The organism is Nonomuraea sp. NPDC049758 (assembly GCF_040674635.1).
Classification (GTDB): domain Bacteria; phylum Actinomycetota; class Actinomycetes; order Streptosporangiales; family Streptosporangiaceae; genus Nonomuraea.
The window spans coordinates 685,928-706,576 of record NZ_JBFAMZ010000002.1 but is presented as its reverse complement, the minus strand read 5'-3'; the positions used below and the strand labels follow the sequence as shown (position 1 = coordinate 706,576).

Genomic DNA, 20,649 nt, shown 5'->3' with positions numbered 1-20,649 from the left:
CTGCGATTGGCTAACGGGGCATTTCGGTCGTACCGGGGAGTGTTCCCGCGGGGGGCACAGGGAACGGGGAGGTGGGTGTGTCAAGCGTGGTGCTGCTGCCGTACGCGCCGTCCAGCGTCGCCGTCGCCCGCCAGCGTCTGAGCACTGACCTGCAGGATTGTGGGGTCTACACCGCCGCGATCGACGATGCGGTGCTGGTGGTGAGCGAGTTGCTGAGCAACGCGCTGCGGCACGCGCATCCGCTGCCTTCAGGCATGGTGAGGGTCGCCTGGATGCGTAGCGACGATCACATAGAGGTGGCGGTCAGCGACGGGGGTGCGGCGACGGAGCCGCGGGCGGGCCGCCCGACCCTGTCTTCGCTCGGGGGCCGGGGGCTGGGGATCGTCGAATACGTGGCTGAGAGCTGGGGGGTACGTCACGACGGTGACACGACGACGGTGTGGGCCATCCTGCCCGCACCCAACGGGGCGGCGGTGAACGGGCAGGTCGCGGCCCTGAAGGAGGCCGGTTAGGCGGTCCTGGCCGCCAGTACGGCCCGTTCGGTGACGGCCCACGCCGTGGAGACCAGAAGGTACAGGCCGGCCGCCAGGGGGAGCACGAGCACGGCCAGCGCGGAGCCGTACGGCAACAGCGGCATGACCTTGCGCAGCAACTCCGGCTGCTCCTCCGACACCTTGATCGAGCGGGCCGACAGCCATGCCAGCAGCACGAGCCCCGCGATCACGATGACAAAGACCGAAACCGGCCAACTGATCAGACCGAAATTGGCCACCACACCCGCGAGCTGCTGGCCCAGCGGCGCCCCGAACAGAGTGTGACCGGCCAGTGCCGTCGGGTGCGTGGCCACCCTGAACATCAGCCACAGGAACGGCAATTGCGCCAGCATCGGCAAGATCCCCGCGAACGGCGACGTGCCCTCCCGGGCGTACAGAGCGGTCAGCTCCTTGGACAGCCGCTCCGGATCGCGCCCGTGGCGCTCGCGCAGCTCCTGCAGCTTCGGCGCGAGCCGCTGCCGGACCTGGCCGGCCCGCGCCTGCCGGACGTTGAGCGGCAGCAGGACCAGGCGTACGGCGAGGGTGAACAGCACGATGGCGAGCGCGGCGTGGCCGCCGGACACGCCGATGACGAACGTGACAAGTGAATCGATCATGAGCCCTTCAGACATGACGACGGATCAGGGCTCACACATGACGATGAGCCCCGCTTTGACGGAAGCGGGGCTCGCCTAAGGCGCTCGTGGACGCGGGCGTCCGGCCGCGTCGGGATCACGCAGCCGCTGGAAGGCCGTGCGGCGCGCGTAGGTCAGCGGGAAGCCGGGAGACTCACCGCCGAGGACGGGCGGCAACGTGGCCGCCCACGTGGCCAGCAGGAGGATCGCCATCATGGTGATCCCCACCAGCCACGGATCGAACAGAAGCGACGTCACTGCGACGAACGGGACTTACCGACGACGGTGACCGCGATGAAGACGATCAGGGCGACGACCCCGACGATCAGGACGAGCTTGAACAGACCTGCCAGCAACGGCAGGAGGAAGTTGAACAGCACGAAGAGACCGAGAAGGGTCCCTAAAACGAGCATCACGACTCTACTCATGAGGCCACCGTACGTCCTCCGAGCATGATCCGCGAGGCTTACGAACCTGTGACGTCCATGTCCGCCACCATGTCCGCCACGTGGGGCTCAGCCGTACGGTGAGACGGTGAACACCCGCATCCTGGTGGTCGACGACGATCCGACCGTGTCCGAGGTCGTGGCGCGCTATCTGGAGCGCGACGGGCACGAGGTGGAGTGCGTGGGCGACGGCGCCGAGGCGCTGCGCAGGGCCCTGGCCGACCCGCCCGACCTCATGGTGCTCGACCTGATGCTGCCCAGGATCGACGGGCTCCAGGTGTGCAGGAAGCTCAGGGAGCGGTGGCCGGTCCCGGTGATCATGCTGACCGCGCTCGGCGAGGAGATCGACCGGGTGGTGGGCCTGGAGACCGGGGCCGACGACTACGTGACGAAGCCGTTCAGCCCCCGGGAGCTGGCGTTGCGCGTGCAGTCGGTGCTGCGCCGGGCGCGGGGGGCGTCCGTCACGGCCGGCACCGGGGTCCTGCGCGACGGCGACCTCGTCGTGGACGTCGGCGCCCACGAGGTGCGGCTCGGCGGCGCGCAGGTGATGCTGACGGCCAGGGAGTTCGACCTGCTGGCCTACCTCATGCGCAACCCGCGGCAGGCGTTCAGCCGGTCGGCGCTGCTCGACCAGGTGTGGGGGTGGTCGTTCGGCGACTCCTCGACCGTGACCGTGCACGTGCGGCGGCTGCGGGAGAAGGTCGAGGCGGACCCGACCGAGCCGCGGCGGATCGTCACGGTCTGGGGTGTCGGCTACCGGTACGAGCCGATGGAGAGCGCGGGGTGACGCCTCCCGATCCCATGGTGTCGGTGAGCGAGCTGCCCATGGTCGTGGCCGTCTCGGCGGGGCTGGGGCTGCTGGTCGCCGCCGCCGGCGTATGGGCCATGGGACGGCTGCGGACCAGGTCGATCGGCGTGATGCTGGCCGTCGTGGTGGTGGTCGCCGTGGCGGCGACGCTGGCGGGCGTGGTCGCCATCACGATGAAGATGATCATCGAGGGGGCGGTCAAGGACTTCGTGCTCAGCGTGGTCGCGGTGGGCGGCCTGGTGGGGCTCGGGGTCGCGTTCGTGCTGGCCAGGCGGGTGGTGGGGGAGAGCAGGCGGCTGGTGGCGGCCGTGCGCGACGTGCCGTTCAGGGCGCCGCTGGGCTTGCCGGCCGAGCTCCAGGAGATCGCGAGCACCCTTGAGGAGGCGTACGCGCGGGAACGCGCGCTCGAAGGCGCGCGCCGGGAACTGGTCGCCTGGGTGAGCCACGACCTGCGCACGCCGCTCGCCGGCCTGCGGGCCATGGCCGAGGCCCTGGAGGACGGGGTGGTGGCCGACCACGAGACGGTCGCGCGCTACCACGGCCAGATCAAGCTGGAGGTCGAACGGCTCTCGGCCATGGTGGACGACCTGTTCGAGCTGTCGCGCATCCACGCGGGCGCGTTGCGGCTCTCGCGGGCCAGGATCGGGCTCGCCGACCTCGTCGCGGACACGCTGGCCGGGGTCGAGCCGCTGGCCAGGGCCAAAGGGGTGGTGCTCACGGCGGAGGCGGCGGGGGCCGTGCCCGTGGAGGCCGACGCGGCGGCGCTGGGCCGGGCCCTGCGGAACCTGGTCGTCAACGCCATCCGGCACACGCCCTCGGAACGGGCGGTGGTGCTGCGGGCCGGGGTGGACGAGCAGGGGATGGCCTGCCTCTCGGTGGCCGACGGTTGCGGGGGGATTCCCGAGGAGGATCTGCCTCGGGTGTTCGAGGTGGCGTTCCGGGGGGAGGCCGCGCGTACGCCCACCGCCGACGGCGGCGCCGGGCTCGGGCTGGCGATCGCCCAGGGGATCGTCGAGGCGCATGATGGGATGATCGGGGTGGTCAACGAAGGACCGGGGTGCCGGTTCGAGATCCGGTTGCCCCTGGTGTCCGGAAGTTGACGTTCCCGCACGGTGTCCTGCCTCGATCTTCCGCTGTGGTCTCGCTTCCTCGATCGTGGGTCGCCCGGGTCAGGGCGCCCGGGTCAGGCGGGTTCGGGGAGCGCGGTGTCGCGTTGCCCGAACGACTCCGACATCGCCCGGAACGTCGGGCAGGGCCAGCGCCACATGCAGCTCCGGCACCGCAGGATCGGGTTGGCGGTGTCGCTCGTGATGCCACCCGCGTCGCGCGGCTGGTGCAGGTCGAGCAGCCGCAGCCCGAGCTCGGCGAACCTGAGCAGGTCGGCGCGGGAGCCGGCCAGGAAGTCGAGGTCTTCGCTCGCCAGCCTGGTGCGGATCGGGACGTAGCCCTCGTGGTTCAGCAGACCGCGCAGGCGCGCTGCTTCGTCATGCCATGACGTGGCCTTTTCTGTGCGGATGAGGATGGTCTCCAGACGTTCCCGGAGCCCCTGACGCTGTGGATCTTCAGGTTTCTCTGCATTCATCGATACGAGGCCCATGGGGCGGGCCACAGCCCCTCCTTCTCCGTGAAGCGTTGCCGGTTCCGGTGTCACGCTGTCAAGCTTCGCGTACTCTCCGTTTTGATGGAGCCCAAACGGAGGACAAAAACCTGTCGTTCCCCTCTCGGCGTGACAACGTGACCGGAAGCCTCCGCGCCGCTAGCCTGCCCATGTGGAGCTCAAGGTCTCGACTCGATCACATGCCGGGTGCGCACTCGTTGCCATCACCGGAGAAATCGACCTCTATACGGCGCCTCACCTGCAGGCCGAGTTCACTCGGCTGCTGCAGGACGAGCCCAGCCGGGTGGTCATCGACATGTCCGCCGTGGATTTCTGCGACTCCACGGGGATGAACGTGCTGCTCTCGGCGCTCAAGCGCATGAAAGAGCGGGGAGGTGTGCTGGAGGTGGCCGCGCCGCGTCCGGCCGTCCGCAAGATCCTGCAGGTGACGGGGCTCGTCTCGGTGTTCACCGTGCATGACGAGCTGCCGCAGGAGTTCCTCATCACCGAGGGATCATGACGCAGGCTGACACGGCCGTCGTCATTCCCGCGGTGAACGAGGGCGACCGCATCGCCGCCACCGTCGCCGCGGCGGCCGGCCTGCCGGGCGTCGATCTCGTCGTGGTCGTCGACGACGGCTCGCGCGACCGCACCGGCAAGGTGGCGCGGGCGGCGGGCGCGCGGGTGGTCCGCCACAGCCGCAACCGCGGCAAGGCCGCGGCCATGGAGACGGGCGCGGAGGCCGTACGCCTCCTCGACGAGGACCGTACCCCTCGCCACCTGCTCTTCCTCGACGCCGACCTGGGTGACACGGCGAGCGCCGCGGCGCCGCTGGTGGAGCCCGTGCGCGAGGGCAAGGCCGACATGACGATCGCGCTGTTCGGCACGCGGGTGAAGCTCGGCGGCCATGGGTTAGTCGTGCGCGTGTCCAAAGACGGCATCCGCCGCGCCACCGGCTTCGAGGCCGCCCAGCCGCTCAACGGCCAGCGTTGCCTGACCCGAGCCGCCTTCGAGGCCGCCCGGCCGCTGGCGCACGGGTTCGGCGTGGAGACGGCGCTCACCATCGACCTGCTGCGCAAGGGGTTCAGGGTGGTCGAGGTCGAGGTGGAGATGTCCCACCGGGCCACCGGCAACGACTGGCGGGCCCAGCTGCACCGCGCCCGGCAGTTGCGGGACGTCGCCCTGGCTCTGGCGAGCCGGGAGCCGGTGGTCGTCGAAAATCTCGGCAAACTCCTTCCTAAGCGGTGATTTCGTGCTCCGGGTTATCCACAGGCGTGGATGATCTGGGGCTGGGGCCGTGACGAGTGTGCTGGAATTTGCGGGTGACTTCGGAGAGACGCCGCAAACAGGCACAAGCCCCACCCTTCCGGGTGGCATCGCTGCGGCTTCCGTGGTCTGCCGCCGACCGGCGCCGGTTCCCGGCGGGCGGGGGCGGGGTCGTCGCGTGGGGTGGGCGGCCGGTGTTCGCCCGGGCCTCCGCGGCCGGTGGGCGAGCCGCGGCGCCTCGGCCGGAGCGGCTCGTCGACGCCGTTCGAGCGCGGCTCGCGGTTCCCGGGCTGGTGATGATCGCGGTCTCGGTGCTCCTGACGATCACGATCGGGCTGCTCGGGCCCTCTCCCATGGTTCCCGCGCTGGGCGGGCCGGCGTGGCAGCCGCCGTACTGGCTGGATGCCCGTCCTGATCCTTATGCGGTGCTCGTCCTGGCCGCGGCGGCTCTGCTCATCGGCGGGGCCGGGCTGCTGGCGGCGCTGGCCGCCGGGCCGCGTCCCGGGCTGCGGGTCCGGCCGTTGGTGCTGCTCGGTTGTCTCGCCGCGGGGGTGCTCGCGTTCCTGCCTCCCTCGGGCTCCGGCGACCATCTCAACTACGCCGTGTACGGCCGGATGGTCACGCTGGGGCTCAACCCCTACACGCACGGTGCCGTCGACCTGCCGGGCGATCCCATCGCCGACGCGGTCGAGCGGCCGTGGCGCGAGGAGCCCAGCGTCTACGGGCCCGTCGCCACCGCTCTGCAGGCGCTGGCGAGCTGGATCGGCGGCGACTCGCTCCGGTTGACCATCTTCGTGCTGGCGGTGTTCAACGCCGCCGCCTTCGTCGTCACGGCCCTGCTGATCGACCGCTTCACCAGGGACGACCCCGCCCGGCGGCTGCGGGCCGCGCTGTTGTGGGCGGTCAACCCGCTCCTGCTCTACCACCTGGTCGCGGGCATGCACGCCGACACCCTGGCCATCGCCTGCATGGTGGCCGCGCTGCTGGCCAGGGCACGTCCGGCCGCGTCCGGGGTGCTGCTCGGGCTCGGGGTGGCGACGAAGCTCAACGCGGGGCTGGTGGCGCTGGGGCCCGCGTGGGAGCTGCGCCGTCGTCCGGGGCGGCTCGCCGTCATGGCGGCCGGCGCGCTGGCCGTGGTGGTCGTCGGCTACGCGGTCGTCGGGCCCGAGGCGATCACACCGGTGACGACCACCAGCAAGGCGATCTCGCACGCCTCGTTCTGGAAGCTGGTGCAGGGGTGGCTCTGGGCCCTGGTGGGCACCGGGCGCGCGTACCGGGGCGAGATCCAGGTGGGCGCGCTGGTGGTGCTCGCGCTCGTCGCCTGGTCGTTGCTGCGGCTGGCGTCCCGGCGGTCCGCCTTCCGCGAGGGGGCCTCCGGAGGGCTGGAGGCGCCGGTCGTGGCGGCGGCGCTCGTCGTGGCCTACCTGTTCGCCACGCCGTACATCCTGCCCTGGTACGACGGGCTGGCGTTCGGCATGCTCGCCCTGGTCGGAGCCTCGGCCGTCGACGGGTTCATGGTCGCCCACCTGCTGGTCCTGTCCCTGGCCTACCTGCCCGCCCGGGTCGACGGGCAGCCGTCGGGCGTCGAATGGCTCAGTGGCGTCCTCAGGCCTCAGATCGCGTGGGCGCTGCTGGCGCTGACCGTTCTGCTGGTGGTGTGGGCGTGGCGAGCTGGAGGGCCCGTACGCAGGCCGCGAGCGTCAGCGGCACCGCCACCGTGAGCGCCATGGCCGGGATGGCGATGCCCGAGTCGTTCATCAGGAAGCCGATGAAGGCGCAGGTGAGCGTCCCGAACAGGCCGGCCCTGAGCGGCGGGGCCAGCGCGTACGCCTGACCCAGCGCCGAGGCCCCCCATCGCGACGGACGGGCCAGCACCAGGAACAGGAACGCCAGCGCGACCACCGAGAGCAGGGTCAGCGGCCAGTTGCCCACGCTCACCCCGATCATGGCCCCGAACTTGCGTCCGACGACGGTCCAGGCCTGGCCGTCGATGATCTGCTGCACGAACGCGCCGAGGTGCGTGCGCCTGTCGGCCGGTCGCATCCAGTCGAAGACCGAGATGGCGGCGATCAGCGCGACCGCACCCACCCCCACGAGCAGGAGTTTCACCACCGACACCCGCCTGCCGGACAGCAGGATGAGGAAGACCGCCACCCCGATCACGAACGCCGGGACACCGCCGAAGTCCGCGCCCCACGAGGGCGAACCGTCCGCGAAGACGGCGAAGGCGCCGTACAGGCCGCACAGCGCCACGACCACCGTCCTGGCGACGCCCCTGCCGAGCAGCCAATGCGCCACCCCGGCCAGGCCGAGAACCGTGCCGGTCGCGTAGACGGCGAAGGCGATGTTGCTGAAGCCGTAGAAACGTCCTCCGGTGACGGGTTCGTAGCCGGTCACGGCGTTGACCTGGAGGGCCGAGCCGGTCATCACGTCGATGAGGAGGGCGAGCGAGGTGACGGCCGCGACCACGGTGAGCGGGCCGAGCACGTGCGCACGCCACGGACCGGCGAACGCGAGGCCGGTGATCAGGGCGGCGATGGCCAGGATCGTCACGATCACCGAGACCATCGGCATCGGCAGGCTCCACCACGGCACGAGCTGGGCCAGGAACGTGGACACGGCGATGGCGCCGCTGACGGTCGCCACCACCTGGATGGCGGCCAGCAGCTTCGAGGCGTCGGCCGGGTCGCCGCCCGCAGCGGGGGTGGGGTGGCCGTTCGCCTCGGGAGCGCCCGTCACGGCGGCGGTCGCCGGGGGCGTGCGGTCGGCGGCCGACGGGCCGGCGGCGTCGGGCGCGGGCAGGGTCTGCCGGGCGCGGGAGGAGCGGCGGCGGCGCAGCGCCAGGGCGGCCAGGGCGTAGAAGAGCAGCTGGACGCTCACCAGGACGGTGAAGAAGGGCCCGCGTACGTCCCGGAGCACCTGGCTGGCCAGGTCGCCGTCGGCCAGTCGGGTCACCGTGGCGGCGGCCGGCGCGGGGGCGTTGCCGTCGGGCTGCCAGGCGCGGCCGACCACGTCGCGAGGGGCGGTCAGGCCCAGGAGCTGGATGGCGGTGGCGGTGAGGTCGGTGATGGTGACCAGGCCGTCCTGGCGGGTGGAGGAGGCGGTGAGAGAGCCACCCTGCGGATACGGCTGCCCGGTCGGTGACGGTCCCGTGGCGATGGCCGCGTGCAGGTGGGCGTTCGGGCTGAGGTCGGAGATGCCGGCGAGCAGGACGGTGGTGTTCTGGGGCACTTTGCCGATCAGGGCGGCGATCTGCTGGTCTGCCCTGGTTGCGGCGGCTTGCCGTTCGGCGGCCGGGAGCGAGACCGGGATTCCGTGATCGTCGAGGGGGCCGCGGGCCCAGGCGGTGGTGAGGTCGGCGGCTTCGAAGACGATCAGGTTGTAGGGGGTCAGGTCGTTCAGGGCGTCGAGGGTGGGGGCGTATTTGGTGATTTTTCCGGTCTTGTCGGCGGCGGCGAGTGCGGCGCCGGGGCCGATCGCCGCCACCTTGCCCCCGCCGTCCGCCACCAACTGGCCGAGCGTGCCGATCTGGGCCGCGTAGCCGGTGTCGGCCTGGAAGGCCACCAGCTCCCGCCACCCGGGGACGGTGGCGCCCTCTCCGGCGGGCTGAGGAGGCGTCGCGGCGGGGCAGCCCTGTCCGGGGGTGCCGGCGCGCTGACCGGCGGAGACAGTCAGCCAGCCCGCCATGGGGCAGGTGACGCCACGGTCCTTGGGCGGGACGGCGCGGGTGGACAGTGACGCCGAGCTGCCCTGGGCGACGAGCTTCCACAGGGTGGGCGTGCCCGACTCGCTGAAGTCACTCCACTGGAGACCGGGGACGCCGACCACGACGACCCGCCGCCCTGCCGGCCCGCCTTGCCCCGGGACGCCGTTGCCCGAGGCCACCGCGGCGCTCCCCTGGGCGGCGGCGGCTGTGCCGGGGAGGAGGAGGGTGGCGAGCAGGAGGCCGAGGAGCACCGTGACGAGATGGCGCCGCGCCCGAGGCGCCGCTGTACGGAGATGCCGCACGGGCATGGAGACGCCGAGGCGCCGCAGGGGCTTGGGGTGGGGGCTCGCCGCGGGGCGTGTGCGAGGCGCTTGGTGCTCGCCCCCGAGCGTGGCGTAAGGCATGTACGGAACCCCCAGTGTCTGCGCCCTCGATCAACAGCCACGGTAACGTGCCACATCGTGACAAGAGGCGAGGTGCGAGTGATCCGGCGGCAGTGGTGGGCGTGGGTGGTGGTGGCGCTCGTCGTCGCGGCGGCGGCCGCGCCTCTCGTGCACACGTGGCTGACCAACCCGGACGACCAGCGGCTCGTCGACCTCGACGTCTACCGTACCGGCGGCCAGATGCTGCTCGACGGCCGTCCGGTGTACGACTTTTTCACCCCGGCGCCGCAGCTGCTGCCGTTCACCTATCCGCCCATCGCGGCGATGCTGGCCGTGGCACTGGCCGAGATGTCCTGGGGCACCGCCCAATGGGTGTGGACGGCCGGCATCTTCGCGGCGCTGGCCGTCACCGTCTGGTTCGCCTTCCGCCAGGCGCTGCGGGCCTACGTGCCGTGGGTGTTCGGGCTGCTCATGGTGGCCTGCACGTACCTGATGCCGATCCGGGACCAGGTGCGGTTCGGGCAGGTGGACATCCTGCTGGTCGCCCTGTGCCTGGTGGACTGCCTGGCGCGGCGGCCCTGGCTGCCCCGGGGGTTCCTGGTCGGGCTGGCCACGGCCGTCAAGCTGACTCCCGGCGTCTTCCTGATCTACTTCCTGGTCACCAGGCAGTGGCGGACGTTCTTCATGGCGGCGTTCGTGGCGGCCGTGCTGACGGTGCTGCCGTTCGTGGTGATCCCGCAGGACGCGTCCGCCTTCTGGTTCTCGGCGCTGCTCGATCCGGAGCGGCTGGGGGCGAACACCGCCACGACGAACCAGTCCATCCGGGGCATGTTGCTGCGGCTGTACATGCCGGAGTCGCTGACGTTCGCGATCTGGGCCGTGATCGTGGCGGCCGTGGCCTGGTACGGGTTCCGTGCGGCGCGGGCGGCGTACCAGGCGAAGGACGAGCTGACGGCGGTGGCGCTGACGTCGCTGATGGCGGTGCTGCTCTCGCCGGTCGCCTGGATCCACCATCTGGCCTGGGTGGTCGTGGCGCTCGGGGCGATCGTCGGCGACGGGCGCGATCCGGTCAGGCTGCGGGTGGCCGCGGGGGTCTGGCTGTTCTACGTGGTGCCCGTGCCCTGGTGGGGGGTCTCGCTGATCGCCGCCGGGATCCCGGGGGTGAGCCTGGTGCTCGGGAAGATCGTGCAGGACGGGTTCGGGCTCGGGGCGCTGGTTCTGGTCTGGCTGCTGGCGTCCTGGTTGCCCAAACGGCGGCAACTGGCTTGACCGAAGTATTACCCTCTGTGGCGTGCTCGTTACCGCTTGGGTAGTCGTGGGCCTCGTGGCCGGGGTGAGTGGCGTGTTCATCGGCTACATGGGCCTCAGACAGGCCAGGGCCGCCGTCGACGACTGTCTGCGCAGGGTGGCCAGGCAGACCAGCGAGGGCGCCGGCGACCTCAAGGCGATCAGGGACGTGGCCGTGTGCCGTTACGACGCGCTCGCCGAGATGAGCGGCAGGCTCTCGTTCTCGGTCGCCATGATCAACGGGCTCGGCGACGGCATCGTGCTGACCTCGATCAACGGCACCAGCGAGACGCGCACGTACGTGCGTCCGGTGGTGGGCGGGAAGGGGCAGCAGCCGCTGTCGCCGGAGGAGGAGCAGGCGGTGCGGGCGGCCCGGCTCGGGCTGGGGCCGCTGGTCCCGCCGCGGGCCCTCAAGGGATCACGCTGAGTGTCCGTAAGGGTGCCGTACGCGGTCGGCGAAAGGGCGGCGTGCTGCGACCACCTGCGGATACTCTGGATGCATGCCCAGACTCGCCTATCTCGGACCGGAAGGGACCTTCACCGAAGAGGCCCTGAGGCTCCTTGACCCCGCCGCCGAGCGCCTGCCCTGCGCCACGGTGAGCGCGGCGCTCAACGCCGCCCGTTCCGGTGACGCCGACGGCGCCGTCGTGCCGCTGGAGAACTCCATCGAGGGTGCGATCACCACGACGCTCGACGAGTTCGCCTGGGGCGAGCCGTTGACGATCACGGCCGAGCTGCTGCTGCCGGTCCAGTTCTCGCTGCTGGCCAGGCCTGACGCCGAGATCGCGCACATCAAGCGGGTCTACACCCATCCCGCGGCCATCACGCAGTGCCGCGCCTTCATCGCCCGCGAGCTGCCCGACGCCGTGGTGGTCGCCGCGCCTTCCACGGCCGCCGCGGCCCAGGAGGTCTCGCTGCCCGGCTCGCCGTACGACGCGGCCATCGCCGCGCGCATCGCCGGCGAGCACTACGGGCTGGTCGCGCTGGCCGGCGACATCGGCGACCGGTCCGACACGGTGACCAGGTTCGTCAAGGTGAGCCGTCCGGGGCCGCTGCCGGAGGCGACCGGCTCCGACCGCACCACGCTGGTCGTCTTCCTGGCCGACGACCACCCGGGCGCACTGCTGGAGATGCTGACCGAGTTCTCCGTGCGCGGGGTCAACCTGACCCGCATCGAGTCCCGGCCGACGGGCGACGGCATCGGGCGCTATTTCTTCCACTTCGACTTCGAGGGGCACATCGCCGACGCGCGGGTGGGCGAGGCCGTCGCCGGGCTCCACCGCATCTGCGGCGAAGTGCGCTTCCTCGGCAGCTATCCCCGCGCCGACGGGGTCGCGCCGCAGATCAAGAGGGGCACGGCAGACACCCAGTTCGCCGAGGCCGCCGACTGGCTGGCCCGCATCAGATCCGGCCGGCTCTGACCCCTGGGGCGTGCACGCGGGCCTGACCGCTCTGAGGTGTTGACGCGGGTCCGACCGTTCCCGAGGGTTCACACAGGTCGCGGTGCCTTCGGGGGTCCGCGGGTGCGCCCCGAGTGGTGTGCCGGGGAATCCGGGGGCGGGGTGGGGGCGGGCGCCGGTAGCCTTTCCTTGTGATTGACCTGCGTACCCTTCGTGAGGATCCCGACCGGCTACGGGCGTCGCAGCGTGCCCGCGGTGAGGACGACTCCGTCGTCGCAACGCTGCTCGACCTCGACGAGCGTCACCGATCCGCGCTGACCTCGTTCGAGTCGATGCGCGCTGAGCAAAAGAGCATGGGCAAGTCGGTCTCCAAGGCGCAGGGCGAGGAGAAGGCCGCGCTGCTCCAGCGGGCCAAAGACCTCGCGAGCCAGGTCAAGGCCGCCGAGGCCGAGGCGGAGAAGCTGGCCGCCGAGCTCGACCAGCTCATGCAGACGGTGCCGAACATCGTCGAGGAAGGCGCCCCTCCGGGCGGCGAGGACGACTACGTCGTCCTGGAGACGTGCGGGGAGCCGCGCCAGTTCGACTTCGAGCCGAAGGACCACCTGGAGCTCGGCGAGGCGCTCGGCGCGATCGACATGGAGCGCGGCGCCAAGGTGTCCGGCTCGCGGTTCTTCTTCCTCAAGGGCGTCGGCGCGCGCCTGCAGTTGGGCCTGCTCAACATGGCGATGCAGCAGGCGATCGAGGCCGGTTTCACGCCGATGATCACTCCGGTGCTGGTCAAGCCGGAGACCATGCAGGGCACCGGCTTCCACGTGGCCCACGACAAGGAGATCTACCGCCTGCCGGAAGACGACCTCTACCTCGTCGGCACCTCCGAGGTGGCGCTGGCCGGCTACCACGCCAACGAGATCGTGAGCGGCGACGAGCTGCCGCTGCGCTACGCGGGCTGGTCGTCGTGCTTCCGCCGCGAGGCCGGCTCGTACGGCAAGGACACCCGGGGCATCATCAGGGTCCACCAGTTCGACAAGGTGGAGATGTTCTCCTACGTCCGTCCCGAGGAGGCGCACGAGGAGCACCAGCGGCTGCTGGCCTGGGAGAAGGACATGCTGGCCAAGATCGAGGTCCCGTACCGGATCATCGACACGGCGGCGGGCGATCTCGGCATGTCGGCGGCGCGCAAGTTCGACTGCGAGGCGTGGATCCCGACCCAGGGGCGCTACCGCGAGCTGACCTCGACCTCCAACTGCACCGAGTTCCAGTCGCGCAGGCTCGCCGTCCGTTATCGGGACAAAGACGGCAAGCCGCAGCATCTGGCCACGCTCAACGGCACGCTGGCCACCACCCGGTGGATCGTGGCGATCCTGGAGAACCACCAGCAGGCCGACGGCTCGGTGGTGGTTCCCAAGGCGCTGCGTCCCTACGTGGGGCTCGACGTGCTGGAGCCGTCCAAGTAGGAGTGGCGGCGGGCGTCGATCGCGATGACGGCGACGCCCGCGACCACGATCAGGCCGGTCAGCAGGGCCGCGAGCGTGACGGCGGTCCCGTGGGTCTCGGGCGTGCCGCCTGCCCAGCCGTGGAAGGGCAGGTAGACGGCCGCGTAGACCAGCGGCGCGGCCACCACGCCGGTCAGCGCGCTCACCGGCTGCGGCTTGCCGTCCCAGGCCAGCACGAGGCACGCCAGCCCGGCCGCCAGCGCCACTGCCGAGCTGAACACGGCGGTCGGGTTGACGAACACCGCCTCGCCGCTCCCGCTGTCCAGCGCGACGAACATGGCCAGCGCCCCGATCGCCCCTGATGCCGCGAACGCGCCCTGATACCTGCGCATCCTGGCGCCGACGCCGCCCAGCAGCATGCACACCGCCAGGAAGAGCGCGACGTTCCGCTCGGGGCTGAGGTCCACCTCGTCGGCCTGCACGTCGTCGAGCGTGTAGGACCAGCCGAGGCGACGCCAGGCGCCTGAGACGTCCCTGACCAGGATGCCGTCCACGCCGTTGGCGACGACCACGACGTGTCCTCCGGGCCTGGCCTGGACCGCCAGGTCGTAGGACATGAGCATGCTCTCGTCCGCGCCGTACTTCCTGGTCAGCCGGAGGCGGGCGTCGGGGGACGGTTCCCAGGAGGGCCGCCAGGTCCGGCCGCCGTCGTCCGACTGGTCCACGCCGAGGTGGTTCTGGCGGACGCGGTAGCAGCGGGTCGCCTGGCCGGGCACGCACTGGGCGCTGATCGACGTCCGGGACGAGGCGGGGGCGGTTCCGTCGGTCCAGGTCGTGCCGCCGTCGTCGGAGAGGCGGGGGCTGTGTTCCGTGCCGGTCGTCCCAACGACGATCTTGCCCGACCCGGTCACGTCGACGGACAGGGCCGCCGATGCCGGGACGGGCCCGGCCGTCGCGGTCACGGCCAGGACGGCCAGCGGCACGGTGACCATGATCCGCCAGCGCGGGGAGTCGGTGCCGGCGCTGCGCTGCCGTACCCACCACGCCAGGGCGAGGGCCGGCAGGGCGATCAGGTCCGTGGGGTCGGCCAGGACGCGCGATGGCCCGGCCAGGAGGCTCCAGGCATGGGAGGCGAGATCGGCGCCCGTCTCGGTGGTCTTCATGAACGTGAACAGCAGACCGGTCAGGACGGTGGCCGCCAGGTCGGCGCGGCGTCCGAGGAGCAGTGCCAGCACGGCGGGGGCGACCACGAGTCCGGCCAGGTCACTGAGCTTGCCGGTGAGGAGGCCGGGCCAGAGCGGCTTGAAGAGGTGGTCGTTGAGCAGGAGCAGGATGACCCCGGTGATGGTCACGGGGTGACATAACCACGCGTACCTCATATACGGGTGGATGGCGGGAGACGGCGGGAAGTTGGGCCGTGCCCGAGGCCGTGACTGATTTGTGAAACTCCCCTTTGTCCACAGGGCGACATCCACCTGTGGACAGAAGTTCGGCAGGCGCTTCAGACGGCCGCTGACGCGCGAGTACATGTCCGGACATGGGGAGGGGCCGCACGACGCCTCTCGGGGCCGCCACGGCGTCCTCAGGCTTTGGCGAGAGGTGATGGAGGCGTTGGGTCCGAGAAGCAAAAAGGCCGGAGTCCGCTGGAATGCGGACCCCGGCCTTACTTGCGAACTACGAACTACAGGTCAGATAGCACGGACCTGGGAGGCCTGCGGCCCCTTCTGTCCCTGCGTGATCTCGAACTCGACCCGCTGGCCGTCTTCAAGGCTGCGGTAGCCGTTGCCGACGATCTCGGAGAAGTGCACGAACACGTCCGGCGCACCGCCGTCCGGGGCGATGAAGCCGAAGCCCTTCTCAGCGTTGAACCACTTGACGGTTCCCTGAGCCATAAAAGCTCTCCCTCAGGATGTGAATCTATGGGACCCACACCTCGTGGATCCCGGTGTGTCGTACAGCAGGCACCCGGGGTGGCTCAGACAAAGTCATGCTGGTTTTCACTACGGGATCAGCTAATACAACGCCATCACATCTAACACCATTCTGGCGCGTTGGTGTTCCCGTCCCTACGAAGATTTCTGTCAGGCGGCATCACCGGGCAAACTGGAACCTGTTATGCGAAGCCTTGCACCGCCGCGCCTAGTGGCCACCGACCTCGACGGCACCGCCCTGCGCGCCGACGGAACCGTGTCTCCCCGGACGGCTGCGGCCTTCGCGAAAGTCGAGGAATCCGGGGCCGCGCTCGTCTTCGTGACCGGACGGCCGCCCAGGTGGATGAGGGAGGTCGCGGGCGCCGTACGGCACCGTGGCCTGGCCATATGCGCCAACGGCGCACTGATCTACGATCTCCATACCGAACGGATAGTGGAATCTCACCTCATCGACGCCCACGTACTCGGGGAAGTCGTCGCTCAGCTACGAGCGAACGTGTCCGGTCTCGTATTTTCGGTCGAGTATGAAGGTGGTTTTGCGCACGAGTCCGATTTCCGGCTCGGTGGTCTGGATCGCAAGGGTGTCGGAGTTGTCCGGATTGACCGCGATGCGCTGACCGACCGGCCCTGCGCCAAGTTGCTCGCCCTCCATCCCGACATGGGCGCCGACGAGCTGCACGCGACCGTGCACGACCTGGTGGGCCACCTGGTGACCGCGACCCACTCCAGCCACGGCGGCCTGGTCGAGATGAGCGCCCAGGGCGTGACGAAGGCCACGGCGCTGGCCACGCTCGCCGGGCGGCACGAGATCAAGCCGGCCGAGGTGGTCGCCTTCGGTGACATGCCGAACGACCTGCCCATGCTGAGCTGGGCAGGTACGTCGTACGCCGTCGCGAACGCCCACCCCGACGTGCTGGCGGCGGTCGATCACGTGACCGCGTCCAACGACGAGGACGGCGTCGCTCAGGTGCTGGAGCGGCTCTACAGGTAGGGGCCCGACCCGCTCGGCGGCCGGTGGCCCTCGTCACCCTGCGGCACGCCGGGCAGTGCCCTGCGCATCTGCTCCAACTGGGCCCTGGCCGCCATCTGCTGGGCGAACAGGGTGGTCTGGATACCGTGGAACAAACCCTCCAACCAGCCCACGAGCTGGGCGTGCGCGATGCGCAGCTCGGCCTCGCTGGGGGGCGTGCCGTTGTCGTCGGTGAACGGGAGCGACAGCCGTTCCAGCTCGTCGACCAGCTCCGGCGCCAAACCGTCCTCAAGCTCCTTGATGGAGGACTCGTGGATCTCCTTCAACCGCTTGCGGCTGGCCTCGTCGAGGGGAGCGGCGCGCACCTCCTCCAGGAGCTGCCTGATCATGCTGCCGATGCGCATCACCTTGGCGGGCTGCTCGACCAGGTTGGTGACCGAGCGCTCTTCATCACCGCTATCGCCCTGACCTTGGAAGTCGGGGCCCACCACCACGATGTGAGGGGTGTTGTTGTCCTCAGCATTCATAACACTCACCGTACTAGCAGGATCTTGCCGACGTGCTCTCCCGAATCCAACATTCGGTGTGCATCGGCTGCCTCTGCCATGGGCACGCTCGCGTAGACCACAGGACGTACGGCCCCCGCCTCCACCAGCGGCCAGACGTTGTCCACGACGCTGCGGACGATGACGCCCTTCTCGTCGACCGGACGGGCGCGCAACGTGGTGCCGTGGACGGAGGCCCGCTTGGTCAGCAGCGCGCCCAGGTCGAGCTCGGCCCTTCCGCCGCCCTGGAGGCCGATGATCACCAGCCGTCCGCCGGTGCGCAGCGCCCGGACGTTGGCCGCCAGGTACTTGGCGCCCATGATGTCGAGGATGACGTCGGCCTGCACCCGGTCGGCGAAGTCCTCCTCGCGGTAGTTGACGACCTCGTCCGCGCCCAGCTTCCTGACCTGCTCGGCCTTCGCCTTGGACCCGACCGTGGCCGCCACCCGCGAGCCGAGCGCCTTGGCGAGCTGCACCGCGAACGTGCCGATGCCGCTGGCCCCGCCGTGCACCAGCAGGGTCTCGCCGCGCCGCAGCCGGCCGACCATGAACACGTTCGACCACACCGTGCACGCCACCTCGGGCAGCCCCGCCGCCTCCGCCAGCGGCACGCCCTGCGGCGCCGGCATGACCTGCTGCCAGGGCACCGCCACGCGCTCGGCGTAACCACCCCCCGCCAGCAGCGCGCACACCTCGTCGCCGGCCTTGAACTGCTCGACGTCCGCCCCCACCGCGGCCACCACGCCCGACACCTCCAGCCCGGGGTACAGGGGCGCGCCGGGCGGCGGGTCGTAGAAGCCCTTCCGCTGGTGGACGTCGGCGCGGTTCACCGCCGAGGCCACCACGTCGATGAGCACGTCGCCGCGTCCGACGGCCGGATCGGGCACCTCACGCCATTCCAGGACCTCTGGTCCGCCCGGCTCGGTGATCTCAATGGCTCGCATGCGATCCACGGTAGCCGGGCAAAGAAGTTGTGGGTTGCCGGGCTGCGCGGGAACGCGTGGCGTTAACCTGCAAAGTATTTGCTGCCCCTTTAGACCCACCCGAGGGGGAACACGGTGGCAAGACACGATCGAGAAGAATCTCTCGAGGAACAGCTGGCCTGGCTGGACGCGATCAAGGAGACGGAGGAGACGCCCGTCTCCGTCGGAGCCTCGTCCGCGTCGGCGGACGAGCCGGTCGCTTCGCCGTACCCCAAGGACCCGTGGCTGCTCGTGCCCACGCCGCACGAAACGCCGACGCCGCCGCTGTTCCGCGCCGCCGTCGACTCCGTTTACGGCCACGCGGCGGCCGAGGATCTGCCCGAGGCCGAGAGCGAGGCCGGGGAGTGGCTGGACAGGGCCGCCACGCAGGAGAGCGGCAGGGCGCAGGAGAGCGGCAGGGGCCAAGAAGGCGGCAGGGGGCAGGAGAGCGCGGCGGGCGAGCCGGCCGCGCCGCCGGTGAGCCTCGGCCGGTCGGAGGACCCTTTCCTGGCGCCGCTCAAGCCGTTGCCGCGTCCTGACGACACCGACAGCTACTCCTTGACGTTCACGCCGCCCGAGCGGGCGGGAAGCGGGGAGAAGGACACCGAGCAGGGCCGGGAGCAGGGCGAGAGGCCGAGCCAGGAGCAGGGCGAGGAGCCGGTCCGGGAGCAAGGGCGGCAGCAGGGCCGGCAGCAGGGCGAGGAGCAGGCGCGCGAGAGCGAGGAGCCGGGCTGGCCGTCGCTCGGCGACTGGTCGCGGCCCGCCGAGCAGTCGAACGAGACGCAGCCGCTGATCACCGAGCTGCCCGAGGCGTTCGACCTGCCGTCCCGCACCGAGCTGCCCGAGGCGTTCGACGTGCCGTCCCGTACCGAGTCGGCCGGGGCGTTCGACGTGCCGTCCCGTACCGAGTCGGCCGGGGCGTTCGACGAGCCCGCGCGGATCGAGGCCGCCGAGTCCGCCCGCGTCGAGCCGCCGCGGGGGTTCGAGGAGCCCGTCCGCGGAGAGGAGCCCATCCGCGCGGAGGAGCCGGTCCGCGCGGAGGAGTCCGTACGCAGGGAGCCCGTACGCAGGGAGGCGGTTGAGGAGGCGGCGGCCGATGAGCGGCCCCGCTGGGACGAGCGGCCGCAGTGGTCCGACACCTCCTTCCGCGAGGGCCGCCCGCAGCGGCCCGACCTCGCGCACGGCGAGGCGCCCGCCCCCCAGGAGGCCGCGCGGGACGAGCGCCCGCAGTGGAGCGACCGTCAGGAATGGCGGCCGGCCGAGCGGGAGATCCCGCCGCCGCACGAGCGCCGGCGGCGTCCGGCGCCCATTCCCGTGTTCACCGCGCCGCAGCGCCCGCCGCTCACCGGCAGGCCGACCGCCGACAGCCTCGACCCGGAGTCGTTGCTGCGCGGCAGGCGCAACGCGCCCTCGAAGGGCTGGCGGCGTCTGGTCTACAAGGCGTCCGGCGGCTGGATCAAGCCGGGCGAGGCGCCGGAGGTGCGCCGCCGCCGCGAGCTGGTGACCAGGGCGCGCACCCCCGTGACCACCGGCCACCACCGGGTGGCCGTACTGAGCCTGAAGGGCGGCGTGGGCAAGACCACGACCACGGTCGGGCTCGGCGCGACGCTCGCGCAGATGCGCGGCGACCGCGTCATCGCCGTGGACGCCAACCCCGACCGGGGCACGCTGTCCGACAAGCTGGTGCTGGAGACCTCCGCCACCGTGCGCGACCTGCTCAACGAGCGCGACCAGGTCAAGCGGTACGTCGACATCAGGGCGTTCACCTCGCAGGCGCCCTCGCGGCTGGAGGTGCTGGCCTCCGACCGCGACCCGTCGGTGTCGGAGGCGTTCAGCGGCGCCGACTACCAGGCCGTCTCCCAGGTGCTGGAGAACTTCTACTCCATCTGCATCACCGACTGCGGCACCGGCCTGCTTCACTCCGCCATGGGCGGCGTGCTCGGGCTCGCCGACCAGATCGTGCTGGTCAGCAGCCCCTCCGTGGACGGCGCCAGGGCCGCCTCGGCCACCCTCGACTGGCTGGAGGCCCACCACTACGCCGACCTGGTGAAGAACGCGACCGTGGTGCTGTGCAGCGTCCGGCCGCGGTCGAAGTCGGCGGTGGACATCAGAAAGCTGGAGGCCCATTTCGCGGCCAGGTGCCGCGCGGTGATCAGGGTGCCGTACGACCCGCACCTGGAGGAGGGCGCGGAGATCGACCTCGACCGGCTCCAGGAGGCGACCAGGGAGGCCTACCTGCAGCTCGCCGCCAGCGTGGGCGACGGGTTCGCGGGTGTGCGCGAGTGAGCGGAGGGTGTGGGATTCGAACCCACGAGGCCATCGCTGACCTGGCCGCTTTCAAGGCGGCTGCACTCGTCCACTATGCGAACCCTCCTGTGCGGACACCACGATAGCGGCTGTGGTGGCAGGGGTGTACGTTCAGGAGGTGGCGGATCTCGGCGTCGAGGTGGAGCGTGGTCCTGGCGACACGACGGTGCGCCTGTCCGGAGACCTCGACAAGGTCACGGCGCCCCTGCTGAGGCAGCGGCTGGCCGAGCTGACCGCCGAAGGGCTCGTGCACCTCGCGATCGACGCCCACCACCTCGACTTCTGCGACTCCAGCGGCCTGTGGACGCTGGTGGAGCACCAGCGCGCGGTCGCCGGGCACGGCGGCTCGTTACGCCTGTTCGGCGTGCACGGTGTGCTGCGACGGGTGCTCGACGTGACCGGGCTGACGGCCGTCTTCGACGAGGTGCTTCCTGTTTAGC

The 20,649-nt window shown here is 71.0% G+C and carries 22 protein-coding genes and 1 tRNA gene; 13 read left to right on the top strand and 10 right to left on the bottom strand.

The window, feature by feature from the left end; all coding sequences use genetic code 11:
- Positions 1-86 precede the first annotated feature (86 nt).
- Positions 87-512, top strand: a complete 426-nt coding sequence (locus tag AB0J46_RS07940; protein WP_352363279.1) for an ATP-binding protein — start codon at positions 87-89, stop codon at positions 510-512.
- Here the strand turns inward: AB0J46_RS07940 and AB0J46_RS07935 are convergent.
- The 3 genes from AB0J46_RS07935 to AB0J46_RS07925 all read right to left on the bottom strand — a co-directional run bounded on the left by AB0J46_RS07935 (position 509) and on the right by AB0J46_RS07925 (position 1,596).
- Positions 509-1,150 carry a YidC/Oxa1 family membrane protein insertase gene (locus tag AB0J46_RS07935; RefSeq protein WP_364327941.1) on the bottom strand — a complete coding sequence of 214 codons (642 nt, stop codon included), beginning with the start codon at positions 1,148-1,150 and terminating at the stop codon, positions 509-511. The genes AB0J46_RS07940 and AB0J46_RS07935 overlap by 4 nt on opposite strands.
- A gap of 75 nt (positions 1,151-1,225) precedes the next feature.
- Complete coding sequence (locus tag AB0J46_RS07930; RefSeq protein WP_352318263.1) at positions 1,226-1,426, bottom strand: DUF6412 domain-containing protein; 201 nt, start codon at positions 1,424-1,426, stop codon at positions 1,226-1,228.
- Positions 1,423-1,596: a hypothetical protein gene (locus AB0J46_RS07925; protein ID WP_352363275.1), complete on the bottom strand. Its 174-nt coding sequence runs from the start codon at positions 1,594-1,596 to the stop codon at positions 1,423-1,425. The genes AB0J46_RS07930 and AB0J46_RS07925 overlap by 4 nt, the downstream gene beginning before the upstream one ends.
- A 106-nt stretch (positions 1,597-1,702) precedes the next feature.
- On the opposite strand from AB0J46_RS07925, the gene AB0J46_RS07920 reads away from it, so the two are divergent.
- A complete protein-coding gene (locus tag AB0J46_RS07920) occupies positions 1,703-2,401 on the top strand; it encodes a response regulator transcription factor (protein WP_364327937.1) in 699 nt (232 codons plus the stop codon).
- The gene (locus tag AB0J46_RS07915; RefSeq protein WP_364327934.1) at positions 2,398-3,522 is read left to right on the top strand and encodes a HAMP domain-containing sensor histidine kinase; all 1,125 of its coding nucleotides are present in this window, start codon (positions 2,398-2,400) and stop codon (positions 3,520-3,522) included. The genes AB0J46_RS07920 and AB0J46_RS07915 overlap by 4 nt, the downstream gene beginning before the upstream one ends.
- Before the next feature lie 83 nt (positions 3,523-3,605).
- On the opposite strand, the gene AB0J46_RS07910 is transcribed toward AB0J46_RS07915, so the two are convergent.
- On the bottom strand, positions 3,606-4,031 hold the full coding sequence (locus AB0J46_RS07910; RefSeq protein WP_352318255.1) for a hypothetical protein: 426 nt from the start codon (positions 4,029-4,031) through the stop codon (positions 3,606-3,608).
- Positions 4,032-4,191: 160 nt separating this feature from the next.
- On the opposite strand from AB0J46_RS07910, the gene AB0J46_RS07905 reads away from it, so the two are divergent.
- The 3 genes from AB0J46_RS07905 to mptB all read left to right on the top strand — a co-directional run bounded on the left by AB0J46_RS07905 (position 4,192) and on the right by mptB (position 7,006).
- Positions 4,192-4,539, top strand: coding sequence for an STAS domain-containing protein (locus AB0J46_RS07905; protein WP_352318253.1), 348 nt, complete (start codon positions 4,192-4,194; stop codon positions 4,537-4,539).
- Positions 4,536-5,267, top strand: coding sequence for a glycosyltransferase (locus tag AB0J46_RS07900; RefSeq protein ID WP_364327930.1), 732 nt, complete (start codon positions 4,536-4,538; stop codon positions 5,265-5,267). Before AB0J46_RS07905 ends, AB0J46_RS07900 begins: the two co-directional genes overlap by 4 nt.
- 212 nt (positions 5,268-5,479) lie before the next feature.
- Positions 5,480-7,006 carry a polyprenol phosphomannose-dependent alpha 1,6 mannosyltransferase MptB gene (mptB, locus tag AB0J46_RS07895; RefSeq protein WP_364327927.1) on the top strand — a complete coding sequence of 509 codons (1,527 nt, stop codon included), beginning with the start codon at positions 5,480-5,482 and terminating at the stop codon, positions 7,004-7,006.
- Here the strand turns inward: mptB and AB0J46_RS07890 are convergent.
- Complete coding sequence (locus tag AB0J46_RS07890) at positions 6,891-9,242, bottom strand: hypothetical protein (RefSeq protein WP_364327924.1); 2,352 nt, start codon at positions 9,240-9,242, stop codon at positions 6,891-6,893. The two genes, mptB and AB0J46_RS07890, sit on opposite strands and share 116 nt — an antisense overlap.
- A 210-nt stretch (positions 9,243-9,452) precedes the next feature.
- On the opposite strand from AB0J46_RS07890, the gene AB0J46_RS07885 reads away from it, so the two are divergent.
- The 4 genes from AB0J46_RS07885 (at position 9,453) to serS (ending at position 13,515) form a co-directional block, all read left to right on the top strand.
- Positions 9,453-10,643 (top strand): glycosyltransferase 87 family protein, encoded by a 1,191-nt coding sequence (locus AB0J46_RS07885; protein WP_364327921.1) that lies wholly within the window; start codon positions 9,453-9,455, stop codon positions 10,641-10,643.
- A gap of 22 nt (positions 10,644-10,665) precedes the next feature.
- A complete protein-coding gene (locus AB0J46_RS07880) occupies positions 10,666-11,088 on the top strand; it encodes a DUF4446 family protein (RefSeq protein ID WP_364327918.1) in 423 nt (140 codons plus the stop codon).
- A 73-nt stretch (positions 11,089-11,161) separates the two neighbouring features.
- The gene (gene pheA, locus AB0J46_RS07875) at positions 11,162-12,082 is read left to right on the top strand and encodes a prephenate dehydratase (protein ID WP_364327915.1); all 921 of its coding nucleotides are present in this window, start codon (positions 11,162-11,164) and stop codon (positions 12,080-12,082) included.
- Positions 12,083-12,252: 170 nt separating this feature from the next.
- Positions 12,253-13,515 (top strand): serine--tRNA ligase, encoded by a 1,263-nt coding sequence (serS, locus tag AB0J46_RS07870; RefSeq protein ID WP_364327912.1) that lies wholly within the window; start codon positions 12,253-12,255, stop codon positions 13,513-13,515.
- Here the strand turns inward: serS and AB0J46_RS07865 are convergent.
- Positions 13,479-14,846 carry a hypothetical protein gene (locus tag AB0J46_RS07865; protein ID WP_364327909.1) on the bottom strand — a complete coding sequence of 456 codons (1,368 nt, stop codon included), beginning with the start codon at positions 14,844-14,846 and terminating at the stop codon, positions 13,479-13,481. The two genes, serS and AB0J46_RS07865, sit on opposite strands and share 37 nt — an antisense overlap.
- A 336-nt stretch (positions 14,847-15,182) precedes the next feature.
- A complete protein-coding gene (locus tag AB0J46_RS07860) occupies positions 15,183-15,386 on the bottom strand; it encodes a cold-shock protein (RefSeq protein WP_043619750.1) in 204 nt (67 codons plus the stop codon).
- Between the two features lie 250 nt (positions 15,387-15,636).
- Here AB0J46_RS07860 and AB0J46_RS07855 point away from each other — a divergent pair, with 250 nt between their 5' ends.
- The gene (locus AB0J46_RS07855) at positions 15,637-16,416 is read left to right on the top strand and encodes an HAD family hydrolase (RefSeq protein WP_364327906.1); all 780 of its coding nucleotides are present in this window, start codon (positions 15,637-15,639) and stop codon (positions 16,414-16,416) included.
- Here AB0J46_RS07855 and AB0J46_RS07850 read toward each other — a convergent pair.
- Both AB0J46_RS07850 and AB0J46_RS07845 read right to left on the bottom strand, forming a co-directional pair.
- A complete protein-coding gene (locus AB0J46_RS07850; RefSeq protein ID WP_125641062.1) occupies positions 16,407-16,922 on the bottom strand; it encodes a bacterial proteasome activator family protein in 516 nt (171 codons plus the stop codon). The two genes, AB0J46_RS07855 and AB0J46_RS07850, sit on opposite strands and share 10 nt — an antisense overlap.
- A 5-nt stretch (positions 16,923-16,927) precedes the next feature.
- Positions 16,928-17,884 carry an NAD(P)H-quinone oxidoreductase gene (locus tag AB0J46_RS07845; RefSeq protein ID WP_364327903.1) on the bottom strand — a complete coding sequence of 319 codons (957 nt, stop codon included), beginning with the start codon at positions 17,882-17,884 and terminating at the stop codon, positions 16,928-16,930.
- 114 nt (positions 17,885-17,998) lie between these two features.
- Between AB0J46_RS07845 and AB0J46_RS07840 the strand changes: the two genes are divergently transcribed.
- Complete coding sequence (locus tag AB0J46_RS07840) at positions 17,999-20,188, top strand: MinD/ParA family protein (protein ID WP_364327900.1); 2,190 nt, start codon at positions 17,999-18,001, stop codon at positions 20,186-20,188.
- A gap of 1 nt (position 20,189) precedes the next feature.
- Here AB0J46_RS07840 and AB0J46_RS07835 read toward each other — a convergent pair.
- Positions 20,190-20,276: transfer RNA gene (locus AB0J46_RS07835), tRNA-Ser, on the bottom strand.
- 36 nt (positions 20,277-20,312) lie between these two features.
- Between AB0J46_RS07835 and AB0J46_RS07830 the strand changes: the two genes are divergently transcribed.
- On the top strand, positions 20,313-20,648 hold the full coding sequence (locus AB0J46_RS07830) for an STAS domain-containing protein (RefSeq protein WP_364327897.1): 336 nt from the start codon (positions 20,313-20,315) through the stop codon (positions 20,646-20,648).
- Position 20,649: the final 1 nt, after the last annotated feature.